Source organism: Enterobacter sp. BIDMC 29 (assembly GCF_019378755.1).
GTDB classification, from domain to species: Bacteria; Pseudomonadota; Gammaproteobacteria; order Enterobacterales; family Enterobacteriaceae; genus Enterobacter; species Enterobacter ludwigii.
Genome location: NZ_CP080000.1, coordinates 4,370,379 through 4,382,672 on the forward strand (window position 1 = coordinate 4,370,379; position 12,294 = coordinate 4,382,672).

Below are 12,294 nucleotides of genomic sequence, written 5' to 3' on the forward strand. Positions count from 1 at the left end.
TAACGATAAAGCGGGTGAAAAGCCCGCTCGCCGGAAGACCAAGGGTTCCTGTCCAACGTTAATCGGGGCAGGGTGAGTCGACCCCTAAGGCGAGGCCGAAAGGCGTAGTCGATGGGAAACAGGTTAATATTCCTGTACTTGGTGTTACTGCGAAGGGGGGACGGAGAAGGCTATGTTAGCCGGGCGACGGTTGTCCCGGTTTAAGCATGTAGGCGGAGGTTCCAGGTAAATCCGGTTCCTTGTTAACGCTGAGGTGTGATGACGAGGCACTACGGTGCTGAAGTAACAAATGCCCTGCTTCCAGGAAAAGCCTCTAAGCATCAGGTAACANNAAATCGTACCCCAAACCGACACAGGTGGTCAGGTAGAGAATACCAAGGCGCTTGAGAGAACTCGGGTGAAGGAACTAGGCAAAATGGTGCCGTAACTTCGGGAGAAGGCACGCTGATATGTAGGTGAAGTCCCTGCGGATGGAGCTGAAATCAGTCGAAGATACCAGCTGGCTGCAACTGTTTATTAAAAACACAGCACTGTGCAAACACGAAAGTGGACGTATACGGTGTGACGCCTGCCCGGTGCCGGAAGGTTAATTGATGGGGTTAGCGGTAACGCGAAGCTCTTGATCGAAGCCCCGGTAAACGGCGGCCGTAACTATAACGGTCCTAAGGTAGCGAAATTCCTTGTCGGGTAAGTTCCGACCTGCACGAATGGCGTAATGATGGCCAGGCTGTCTCCACCCGAGACTCAGTGAAATTGAACTCGCTGTGAAGATGCAGTGTACCCGCGGCAAGACGGAAAGACCCCGTGAACCTTTACTATAGCTTGACACTGAACACTGGTCCTTGATGTGTAGGATAGGTGGGAGGCTTTGAAGCGTGGACGCCAGTCTGCGTGGAGCCAACCTTGAAATACCACCCTTTAATGGCTGGTGTTCTAACGTAGACCCGTGATCCGGGTTGCGGACAGTGTCTGGTGGGTAGTTTGACTGGGGCGGTCTCCTCCCAAAGAGTAACGGAGGAGCACGAAGGTTAGCTAATCCTGGTCGGACATCAGGAGGTTAGTGCAATGGCATAAGCTAGCTTGACTGCGAGAGTGACGGCTCGAGCAGGTGCGAAAGCAGGTCATAGTGATCCGGTGGTTCTGAATGGAAGGGCCATCGCTCAACGGATAAAAGGTACTCCGGGGATAACAGGCTGATACCGCCCAAGAGTTCATATCGACGGCGGTGTTTGGCACCTCGATGTCGGCTCATCACATCCTGGGGCTGAAGTAGGTCCCAAGGGTATGGCTGTTCGCCATTTAAAGTGGTACGCGAGCTGGGTTTAGAACGTCGTGAGACAGTTCGGTCCCTATCTGCCGTGGGCGCTGGAGAATTGAGGGGGGCTGCTCCTAGTACGAGAGGACCGGAGTGGACGCATCACTGGTGTTCGGGTTGTCATGCCAATGGCACTGCCCGGTAGCTAAATGCGGAAGAGATAAGTGCTGAAAGCATCTAAGCACGAAACTTGCCCCGAGATGAGTTCTCCCTGAGACTTTAAGTCTCCTGAAGGAACGTTGAAGACTACGACGTTGATAGGTCGGGTGTGTAAGCGCAGCGATGCGTTGAGCTAACCGATACTAATGAACCGTGAGGCTTAACCTTACAACGCCGAAGATGTTTTGGCGTGAGAGAGACGATTTTCAGCTGATACAGATTACAGAATTTGCCTGGCGGCTTTAGCGCGGTGGTCCCACCTGACCCCATGCCGAACTCAGAAGTGAAACGCCGTAGCGCCGATGGTAGTGTGGGGTCTCCCCATGCGAGAGTAGGGAACTGCCAGGCATCAATTAAAAGAACCCCGTACCGTATGGTGCGGGGTTTTTTGCTTTGGGGCGCGAAATACACATCTGAATACCCCAAAGAGTGCAGCCAGACAAGGCGAAGCCACGATACGGTAACCCCAAACCCCATCATCTCCCTTCAGGATCCCCAAACACTTCAGATCAGTACGGAATTTAGCGTGCACAGGACCACTTTAAGCGCCATGAAATACTGCAGGAACAGGTTTACGAGGATGTGACCAGAGAGTGGTTACAGGAGAGTTTATCAGACGCAGAAAAGCAAAAACCCAGCCATAGGCTGGGTTCTTTAAATAGTGGTGCCCGGACTCGGAATCGAACCAAGGACACGGGGATTTTCAATCCCCTGCTCTACCGACTGAGCTATCCGGGCAACGGAGCGCATTAAACCGCAATCGCGCCTGATCGTCAACACTATTTCGGGAAAAGCCGTTCAACTGCTTAACTTTGCGGCAATCTGACGGTTTACGCGCCGAACAGGTCAAATTCTTCAGACAGATTACGTCAGCGCACCACCCATACGACACTGCGCAAAACGCAGGATATCTTCGGCCAGACGGTGTGCTGTATCCACATCGGCCTGGCTACGGTTTACCAGCATGCGGCTCAGGCAACCTTCCAGTACCAGCTCCATCTGCTTAGCGACCATCGCCGGGTCATCCACTTCGAGCGTGGTCAGCAGTTCGTGCGTGAAATCATGCGCCGCCCGCTTTTGCTGATCCGCCAGTTGATGGATAGGATGGCCGGGGTCAGGGTAGAAGGTGCAGGCGGCAATAAACAGGCAACCCGGATAACGGTTGTTGCTTACGCATTCGCTCAGGGCGGTATAACGCGCCAGCAGCTTTTGCTCCGCAGTCAGTTCTTCATTTAACATCAGCTGCCTGCGCCAGACATCAACCTGCTGGCTGAGATAACGCAGGGCATCGTAAAGCAGCGCCTCTTTATCCGGCCAGAAGCGCATGAGTTCATCCAGAGGATAATCAATACGGTCGGCTACCATCTCAAGCGTGGTGCTGGCGATCCCTTGAATCTCAAGTAATTGCAGGGCTTGTCCCAGTACGTCTTCGCGTTGCACGGTTATCTCCTCCGTTATTCCCAACGGTTTGTCCCGTTTCAAGTGTTGTTTACGGTTGGCGATTGCGCAAATGCGCGCTGAATGCCGTCGCGTCCATAAACCCGGTTACACGCTGTGCGGGCTGCTCCTGGCCCTGTTCATTGAAGAACAGAATGGTTGGCAGACCCAGCACGTTAAGTTGCTTCAGCAGTGTCTTATCCGCTGTACTGTTGGCGGTGACGTTCGCCTGGAGCAGAACCGTCTCTTTCAGTGCACTTTGCACCTGCGGATCGCTAAACGTGTACTTTTCGAATTCTTTACAGGCGACACACCAGTCCGCATACAGATCCAGCATGACCGGTTTGCCTTTCGCCTGCGCCAGTGCGCTGTTGAGTTCATCCACGTTCTTTATCTGGAAGAAGTTCAAATGCACCTGCGTTTGTCCCGCGGGTGTGCCAAATGCCCAGTCCTGCAGTGGCCGTACGCTCACCAGCGCGGCGGCGAGCAGGAGGATTTGCACCAGACGCATCCACGGCTTTTTCGCTGCCAGGCTTGTGATAAACGCCCAACAGAAGAAGGCAACACCGAGCATTGCCCACAGGCGCATCCCCCAGACGTCGCCGATAATACGCTCGAGCAAGAACACCGGCAGCGCCAGAATGACAAAACCAAACGCGGTTTTCACCGTCTCCATCCACGGGCCGCTCTTGGGCAGCAGACGGTTGCCAAATACCGTTACCAGAATCAATGGCAGACCCATTCCCAGCGCGTAGAGATACAACGTACCACCGCCGAGCCACAGGTTACCGCTCTGGGCAATATACAGCAGGATCGCGCTCAGTGGCGCGGTAGTGCACGGTGAGCAAATCAACCCGGCGATGGCACCCATCACGAACACGCCGCCCGGGGAGCCACCCTGCTGACGGTTACTCATCAGCGTTAAGCGAGTCTGCAACGCGGACGGCAGCTGTAAGCTGAACAAACCAAACATCGACAGCGCCAGCACAATAAATACGATCGACAGGCCAGTCAGCACATAAGGGTGCTGAAGTGCAGCCTGGAACTGCAGTCCGGCAGCAGCAACCACGAGGCCCAGTGCGGTGTAGGTCAACGCCATACCCTGCACGTAGATAAAGGCCAGCAGCAGGGCGCGTGCGGTTGAAAGGCGTTGCTTACCGCCTAGGACAATCCCGGAGATAAGCGGATACATGGGCAGCACGCACGGCGTGAAGGCGATACCGATACCAATCAGTAAAGCCCACAAGGCGGAGAAGGGCAGCGCTGTGTGACCGTCGTCCTTCATTCCGGCGCTCTCATCTGCGGGAGGCGCAGGCATACTGTCGGCCGCTTTAACTTCGCTCAGCGGAATGACTTTGGTTTCCGGCGGATAGCAGAAGCCCGCGTCAGCACAGCCCTGATACGTGACGGTCACGGTGGCGCCTTTATCGGCCTGATTGACCGCCACGGGCACGCTTAACCGCTGGCGATAGATTTCACTTTTGCCGAAAAACTCGTCTTCATGCCACTCGCCCGCAGGCATCTGAAGTGGGCCTACCTTTGCCTGAGCAGGCGTGATGCTGACCTGCTTGCGATAGAGGTAATACCCCTCTTTTATCTGCCAGGTAAGATTCAGGTCATGCTGATCTTGTTGAAAATCGAAAACAAATGCCTGGTCGGCAGAAATAACGTTCGAACGGCCGGGAGCGTCAAATAACCCGGCAAAAACTGATGTGCTGCACAGCAGCAGGATCAGCGTAAGGAAGCGTTGAGCCATGAGAGATAATCGTTGTCGCCGTGGACCACTGGCAATACCAGCAGTTCGGGGGTTTGATAAGGATGATGAGATTTGAGGCAGTCCAGGAGTGCCTGCTGGTTCGCCAGATTGGTTTTGAGCAACATCTGGACTTCGTACTCCTGCTCCAGTTTACCTTCCCAGTAGTAAAGGGAGGTGGCGCCAGGAAGGAGCGTCACGCAGGCTGCCAGTTTTTCGGCCAGCACTTTGGCGGCGAGATCCTGGGCAGAGGCTTCATCAGGGGCGGTACAAAGGACAACAACGGCATCAGGCGTGTTCACAAGTCGACCTCCTCATCACGAAAGTCTTCACTATATCACGCAAGGCTATTGGTCATTAATGAAACGGGCCGCAGAGCGGCCCGTTTTTAACTATTTTTACAACCTATCATTGTTTACAGCACGATGCCGCCAATGATAAAGCCGAGGATCACGCACAGCGAGATAGCCACCACGCCCGGGATCAGGAACGCATGGTTAAACACGTACTTACCGATGCGAGTCGAGCCAGTGTCATCCATCTCAACCGCCGCCAGCAGGGTTGGGTAGGTGGGTAAAACGAACAGCGCAGAAACGGCAGCAAACGAGGCGATAGCCGTCAGCGGGGTAACACCCAGCATCAGTGCCGCAGGCATCAGGGCTTTGGTGGTGGCCGCCTGAGAGTAAAGCAGGGTTGCGGCAAAGAAAAGCACCACAGCCAGGAGCCACGGATAGTTGTGCAGCAGGTCGCCCGCAACGGTCTGGATATCGCTGATGTGAGCTTTCACGAAGGTATCACCAAGCCAGGCCACACCCAGTACACACACGCAGGCGCTCATACCGGATTTAAAGGTACTGGCGTTGAGCACTTCGCTGGTGTCGATTTTACAGGTGATGCTGATCAGCGTAGCGATAGTCAGCATGAAAACCACAATCGCTTCGTTACGCGGCAGGACCGGGTTCTGGATCAGACCCACGGTGTCACTGATGGCGGTTGCGTAGAACATGACCGCAACGATACCGATCAGGAACAGCAAGACGGAGCGTTTTGCATGCGGCTTCAGTTCGAAGACCTGGCTACCACGCAGTTTCACTTCACCTTTTGCCAGACGCTCCTGATAAACCGGATCGTCTTTCAGTTCGGCGCCTAGGAAGTTACACAGCACGGCGGTGATCATCACTGCAATCAGCGTCACCGGAATACAGATGGCCAGCAGCGTCAGGTAACTCACGCCCATAGGCTCAAGGATACCGGCGAAGAAGACCACCGCAGCGGAGATAGGTGATGCGGTAATCGCAATCTGGGACGCGACCACGGCAATCGAGAGTGGACGAGACGGACGGATGCCCTGCTCTTTCGCCACTTCGGTAATGACCGGCAGCGTGGAGAAGGCGGTGTGGCCAGTACCGGCGAGAATGGTCATAAACCACGTCACCAGCGGGGCAAGGAAGGTAATGTATTTTGGATGGCGGCGTAACATACGCTCCGCCAGGCTCACCAGGTAGTCCATACCGCCTGCCACCTGCATGGCTGCGATAGCGGCAATAACCGCCATGATGATTTCGATAACGTCAAAAGGGATTGCGCCGGGTTTAATCTGAAAGATAAGGGTAAGTACGAGCACCCCGAGACCGCCGGCAAAACCAATGCCGATACCCCCGAGTCTTGCTCCCAAATAAATCGCCAACAGGACGATGACGAGTTCTGCTCCAAACATAAGGACCTGCCTTGCTTATTAACAAGTTGATATTGAATTGTTGTATTTTGGTAACGCCTATAAAGAAAAAAGGCACGTCACAAGTGACGTGCCTTAAGGAAGCCTAGCCTGAACTGCTACTGTTCGCTTTCATCGGTATATCGTTTCGCTTTGTATGCCGGGTGCATCAGGTTCTGGGCCGAGAAGATATCGTCCAGCTCGGCTTCGGTCAACAGTCCACGCTCCAGAACGACTTCACGCACGCTCTTACCTGTTTCGGCGCAAATCTTACCGACGATGTCGCCGTTATGGTGGCCGATGAATGGGTTGAGGTAGGTGACGATGCCGATGGAGTTGTAGACATACCCTTCACAAACTTCTTTGTTTGCGGTGATGCCGTTAACGCATTTCTCCAGCAGGTTGTAGCAGGCGTTGGTCAGAATGTGGATGGATTCAAACATTGCCTGGCCGATGACCGGCTCCATGACGTTCAGCTGCAGCTGGCCGGCTTCAGAGGCCATGGTCACGGTTGTATCGTTACCGATGACTTTAAAGCAGACCTGGTTCACCACTTCTGGCACTACCGGGTTCACTTTCGCCGGCATGATGGACGAACCGGCCTGCAGCTCTGGCAGGTTGATTTCATTCAGGCCAGCGCGCGGACCGGAAGAGAGCAGGCGCAGGTCATTACAGATTTTGGAGAGTTTCACCGCCAGACGTTTCAGGGCGCTGTGAACCATAACGTACGCGCCGCAGTCGGAGGTGGCTTCAATCAGATCTTCTGCAGGCACAACCGGCAGGTTAGAGACTTCAGCCAGCTTCTGTACCGCCAGCTGCTGGTAACCGTCCGGCGTATTCAGACGCGTGCCGATGGCGGTTGCGCCCAGGTTCACTTCCAGCAGCAGCTCTGAGGTGCGCAGCAGGTTTTTAGTTTCTTCGTTAAGCAGCACGTTAAACGCGTGGAATTCCTGACCGAGGGTCATCGGAACCGCGTCCTGCAGCTGGGTACGACCCATTTTCAGGATGTCCTGGAACTCAACGGCTTTGCGCTGGAAGCCATCACCCAGCTGATTAATGGCGTCCACCAGTTTCACCACGGAGGCATACACCGCGATACGGAAGCCGGTTGGGTAGGCGTCGTTAGTGGACTGACATTTATTAACGTGGTCGTTCGGATTCAGATACTGGTATTCACCTTTCTGATGACCCATCAGCTCCAGGCCGATGTTTGCCAGTACTTCATTGGTGTTCATGTTGACGGAGGTACCCGCGCCGCCCTGATAGACATCGACCGGGAACTGATCCATGCATTTGCCGTTGTTCAGCACTTCATCGCAGGCAGCGATAATCGCATTTGCCGCGCTTTTCGGAATGGTTTGCAGCTCTTTATTGGCCAGTGCTGCGGCTTTTTTCACCATCACCATGCCACGTACAAATTCAGGGATGTCGCTGATTTTGTTGTTGCTGATGTAGAAGTTTTCAATCGCTCTCAGAGTGTGAACACCATAGTAGGCATCCGCTGGAACTTCCCTGGTACCCAACAAGTCTTCTTCGATACGAATGTTGTTTAACATGTGAACCTTCTTTTCAAGCTGCCGATGGATTGTACTAAACACACAGTATTTATGTGGTTTTGAATATTTTCTGACCGACGATTATTCCCTCAATCAGCCAGATGTTCGAGATCATATGCTGATGATAGCGAATTGCCGTAATCTGGATCACTTATTATCGACCCGATTCCATGATAATTATTAATCTGTGAAATGAGTCACCGCTTTAAAATTTCCAGAAAAAATATCCGTGCAAACCGATTGAATTTTGGCTAATCGTCACCATTTCTTACAGACGCGTTTCGCGAACACATTCAGACGGGGGCCTGAGGGCACCTGCCACACAGGAGATGCCAGTGCGCTGGGTACCATTTATTGCTTTCTTTCTCTATGTTTACATCGAGATTTCAATTTTTATCCAGGTCGCCCATGTACTGGGTGTCCTGTTAACGCTGATTCTGGTGATTTTCACTTCGGTGATCGGCATGTCGCTGGTGCGTAATCAGGGTTTCAAAAATTTCCTGATAATGCAGCAGAAGATGGCCGCAGGCGAAAGCCCGGCCGCAGAGATGATCAAAAGCGTCTCGCTGATTATTGCTGGCCTGCTGCTGATCCTGCCGGGGTTCTTCACTGACTTCCTCGGCCTGCTGCTGCTTCTGCCACCGGTGCAAAAACACCTGACCATGAAGCTACTGCCGCATCTGCGTTTTAGCCGTATGCCGGGCGGTGGATTCAGTACAGGGCCGGGGGATACTTTCGAAGGGGAGTATCAGCGTAAAGATGAACAGCGCGACCGTTTAGACCATAAAGACGATCGGTAAAAGAGGCCAGGCCCGATAAGCGAATCGCTACCGGGCTTTGTTTTACAGGGTGCCGCGTTTCGGTAAAAACAGCCACAGCCCCGCCAGCATGCTAATCGCATACAGGCTTTTCCACCCCACCATCGCCATCAACAGCAGGCAAAGCACGCCACCAACCACTGCCAGCGCTTTATAGCGACCTTTCAGCAGACGACAACCCGCCAGCATGCACAGCAGGTAGATCATGATGAAAATCCCGTTGGCGTACACGATCAGGGCATCAAGATTGATATTCAGCCCGTAAATACATAGCGAACTCAAGACGCAGCAGCCCAGCACGGTATTAAGCGCATTCAACGGCAACTGACGTTTAGACAGGCGCGCAAGGCGGCTCTCTGGTCTATCAAGCGCCTGCGACCATACCAGACGCGCAAAGCTCTGGATGTAGATATTGAGGCTGGCAAAACAGGCCAGATAGCCAATAACACAGGCGACCCACAGCGCTTTCAGACCAAACAGTTGCACCACAATGCCCGGCAGCGAGGCAGCGGCCGCTTTATCCGCGGCGAACGCGTTGAAATGCAGTACCAGCACGGTACAGGCCCAGTAAACGGTACCTGCTAATAGCAGGCCAATCATCAGGGCGCGCGGGAAATCCCGTTCCGGTTGTTTAAACTCAGAGGCCAGATGGGCGAACGCCTCCAGCCCGACAAAACACCAGAACATCACCGACAGCGCAGCGAACAGCTGCGAATGGTTGACCTCACTTACCGCGGGGAAGGGGATCTCCTTCAGCGTAATATCCCCTTTCCACCAGATGGCGACAATGAGGGCCACAATCAGTATTGCAACGACGGTTTGCAGGTTGGCACTCGAGCTGGCGCCCCGTGAGCCGACCCACCAGACGATGGCCAGCGTACCCAGCTCGGCTAGCAGCAGTTGCTCGTTATGCCAGCCAAACAGCGCCTGGCCAAAACCGGTCGCGATATGCAACGCTGCCGGTAGACCGACGGGAATAACAGAAAGAAACAGCCAACCGGTGACCCGCTCCAGTCGCGGACCAAACGCCATACCGACAAAGTGCGCTACGCCGCCCGCGCTGGGGAAATGCCGTCCGAGGATGGCAAACACGACCGCGACCGGAAACACCAGCACAATCAGCACTGGCCACGCCCACAGGCTATTATTGCCGGCCACCAGCGCTGCCAGCGCGGGTACCGCAAACACACCCGTACCTAACAAGGAGGTCGACAGCAGACCCACGCCCTGCGCCAGTCCCAACTCCTGTTTTAGTCCACTCATTGACATCGCCCTGCCACGATCAAAAGAGAGGCGATGGTAACACTTTCGCAAATTTTTTTTCGTCTGCCCCTTGAAGGGGGAAAAAGCTATCCCCATCTCTCAGGGCACTAGTCGGAAAACCGCGTGCGGACCGGCGTCATCCATAACTGATAATGACTTTCTCAAAGGAGAGCTATCAATGAGTATTCGTCCGTTACATGATCGTGTGATCGTCAAACGTAAAGAAGTTGAAACCAAGTCTGCTGGCGGCATCGTTCTGACTGGTTCTGCAGCAGCAAAATCAACGCGTGGCGAAATCATCGCTGTCGGTAAGGGCCGCATTCTGGAAAACGGAACTGTGCAGCCACTGGACGTTAAAGTTGGTGACATCGTAATTTTCAACGATGGCTACGGCGTGAAATCCGAGAAGATCGACAATGAAGAAGTGTTGATCATGTCCGAAAGCGACATTCTGGCAATTGTTGAAGCGTAATTTTACGCACGAGAATTTGAGGAAATAAGAACATGGCAGCTAAAGACGTAAAATTCGGTAACGACGCTCGTGTAAAAATGCTCCGCGGCGTAAACGTACTGGCAGATGCAGTTAAAGTGACCCTGGGCCCGAAAGGCCGTAACGTAGTGCTGGATAAATCCTTCGGCGCGCCAACCATCACTAAAGACGGTGTTTCTGTAGCACGTGAAATCGAGCTAGAAGACAAGTTCGAAAACATGGGCGCGCAGATGGTGAAAGAAGTTGCCTCTAAAGCGAACGACGCTGCAGGCGACGGTACCACCACCGCAACCGTACTGGCGCAGGCTATCATCACCGAAGGTCTGAAAGCCGTTGCTGCGGGTATGAACCCAATGGATCTGAAGCGCGGTATCGACAAAGCGGTTACTGCGGCGGTTGAAGAGCTGAAAGCGCTGTCCGTTCCATGCTCCGACTCTAAAGCGATTGCTCAGGTTGGTACTATCTCCGCTAACTCCGACGAAACCGTAGGTAAACTGATCGCGGAAGCGATGGACAAAGTCGGTAAAGAAGGCGTGATCACCGTTGAAGACGGTACCGGTCTGGAAGACGAACTGGACGTGGTTGAAGGTATGCAGTTCGACCGCGGTTACCTGTCCCCATACTTCATCAACAAGCCAGAAACGGGCGCTGTTGAGCTGGAAAGCCCATTCATCCTGCTGGCTGACAAGAAAATCTCCAACATCCGTGAAATGCTGCCAGTGCTGGAAGCCGTTGCGAAAGCAGGCAAGCCGCTGGTTATCATTGCTGAAGACGTTGAAGGTGAAGCACTGGCGACCCTGGTGGTTAACACCATGCGTGGCATCGTGAAAGTGGCTGCGGTTAAAGCACCTGGCTTCGGCGACCGCCGTAAAGCGATGCTGCAGGATATCGCTACCCTGACTGGCGGTACCGTAATCTCTGAAGAGATCGGTATGGAGCTGGAAAAAGCGACCCTGGAAGACCTGGGCCAGGCTAAACGCGTTGTGATCAACAAAGACACCACCACCATCATCGATGGCGTGGGTGAAGAAGCGGCTATTCAGGGCCGTGTTGCTCAGATCCGTAAGCAGATTGAAGAAGCAACCTCTGATTACGACCGTGAAAAACTGCAGGAGCGCGTAGCGAAACTGGCAGGCGGCGTGGCAGTAATCAAAGTGGGCGCGGCAACTGAAGTTGAAATGAAAGAGAAGAAAGCACGCGTTGACGATGCTCTGCACGCGACCCGTGCAGCAGTAGAAGAAGGCGTGGTAGCTGGTGGTGGTGTCGCGCTGGTGCGTGTTGCCGCTAAACTGGCTGGCCTGACTGCTCAGAACGAAGATCAGAACGTGGGTATCAAAGTTGCGCTGCGCGCAATGGAAGCACCACTGCGTCAGATCGTTTCCAACGCCGGTGAAGAGCCATCCGTGGTTGCGAACATGGTGAAAGCGGGCGAAGGTAACTACGGTTACAACGCTGCAACTGAAGAATACGGCAACATGATCGACTTCGGTATCCTGGATCCAACCAAAGTGACCCGTTCTGCACTGCAGTACGCGGCCTCTGTAGCGGGTCTGATGATCACTACCGAGTGCATGGTGACCGACATGCCTAAAGGCGACGCACCTGACTTAGGTGCTGCGGGTATGGGCGGCATGGGTGGTATGGGCGGCATGATGTAATCGTGCGCTTTACCGCTTAGAATGAGAAAAACCCCCGGGCAGAAATGCTCGGGGGTTTTTCTTTTGGTCATCTTTTTAGTATAAGGTTTACACACGGACAACATCTGCTGTCCAGCTTATTGAAAACGAGG

At 53.8% G+C, this 12,294-nt stretch carries 9 protein-coding genes, 1 tRNA gene, 1 rRNA gene and 1 other annotated feature (1 of these 12 cut by a window edge); of the genes, 4 read left to right on the top strand and 7 right to left on the bottom strand.

Annotated features, from left to right (window positions below; all coding sequences use genetic code 11):
* Nucleotides 1-1,642, top strand: a sequence feature (23S ribosomal RNA rRNA prediction is too short) (it extends 205 nt beyond the left edge of the window).
* Nucleotides 1,643-1,706: 64 nt separating this feature from the next.
* Nucleotides 1,707-1,822, top strand: a 5S ribosomal RNA gene (gene rrf / locus JTA15_RS19405).
* 314 nt (nt 1,823-2,136) lie between these two features.
* Here rrf and JTA15_RS19410 read toward each other — a convergent pair.
* The 6 genes from JTA15_RS19410 to aspA all read right to left on the bottom strand — a co-directional run bounded on the left by JTA15_RS19410 (nt 2,137) and on the right by aspA (nt 7,934).
* Nucleotides 2,137-2,212: transfer RNA gene (locus tag JTA15_RS19410), tRNA-Phe, on the bottom strand.
* 126 nt (nt 2,213-2,338) lie between these two features.
* Complete coding sequence (locus JTA15_RS19415; protein WP_020882970.1) at nt 2,339-2,914, bottom strand: transcriptional regulator; 576 nt, start codon at nt 2,912-2,914, stop codon at nt 2,339-2,341.
* 49 nt (nt 2,915-2,963) lie between these two features.
* Nucleotides 2,964-4,667 carry a protein-disulfide reductase DsbD gene (locus JTA15_RS19420; RefSeq protein WP_219372612.1) on the bottom strand — a complete coding sequence of 568 codons (1,704 nt, stop codon included), beginning with the start codon at nt 4,665-4,667 and terminating at the stop codon, nt 2,964-2,966.
* Nucleotides 4,643-4,966, bottom strand: a complete 324-nt coding sequence (gene cutA, locus JTA15_RS19425; RefSeq protein WP_014168278.1) for a divalent cation tolerance protein CutA — start codon at nt 4,964-4,966, stop codon at nt 4,643-4,645. Before cutA ends, JTA15_RS19420 begins: the two co-directional genes overlap by 25 nt.
* 113 nt (nt 4,967-5,079) lie before the next feature.
* The gene (locus tag JTA15_RS19430; protein ID WP_006178930.1) at nt 5,080-6,381 is read right to left on the bottom strand and encodes an anaerobic C4-dicarboxylate transporter; all 1,302 of its coding nucleotides are present in this window, start codon (nt 6,379-6,381) and stop codon (nt 5,080-5,082) included.
* Between the two features lie 116 nt (nt 6,382-6,497).
* Nucleotides 6,498-7,934 (bottom strand): aspartate ammonia-lyase, encoded by a 1,437-nt coding sequence (gene aspA, locus JTA15_RS19435; protein WP_020882968.1) that lies wholly within the window; start codon nt 7,932-7,934, stop codon nt 6,498-6,500.
* Nucleotides 7,935-8,269: 335 nt separating this feature from the next.
* On the opposite strand from aspA, the gene JTA15_RS19440 reads away from it, so the two are divergent.
* Entirely contained in the window at nt 8,270-8,734 is a 465-nt protein-coding gene (locus JTA15_RS19440; RefSeq protein WP_020882967.1) for an FxsA family protein, read from the top strand.
* A gap of 42 nt (nt 8,735-8,776) precedes the next feature.
* Here the strand turns inward: JTA15_RS19440 and yjeH are convergent, their stop codons facing one another.
* Nucleotides 8,777-10,015: an L-methionine/branched-chain amino acid transporter gene (gene yjeH / locus JTA15_RS19445; protein ID WP_219372613.1), complete on the bottom strand. Its 1,239-nt coding sequence runs from the start codon at nt 10,013-10,015 to the stop codon at nt 8,777-8,779.
* A 178-nt stretch (nt 10,016-10,193) separates the two neighbouring features.
* Here yjeH and JTA15_RS19450 point away from each other — a divergent pair, with 178 nt between their 5' ends.
* Nucleotides 10,194-10,487: a co-chaperone GroES gene (locus JTA15_RS19450; protein ID WP_003855929.1), complete on the top strand. Its 294-nt coding sequence runs from the start codon at nt 10,194-10,196 to the stop codon at nt 10,485-10,487.
* Nucleotides 10,488-10,519: 32 nt separating this feature from the next.
* Nucleotides 10,520-12,163, top strand: a complete 1,644-nt coding sequence (gene groL, locus JTA15_RS19455; RefSeq protein ID WP_014168284.1) for a chaperonin GroEL — start codon at nt 10,520-10,522, stop codon at nt 12,161-12,163.
* The last annotated feature ends 131 nt before the right edge of the window (nt 12,164-12,294 follow it).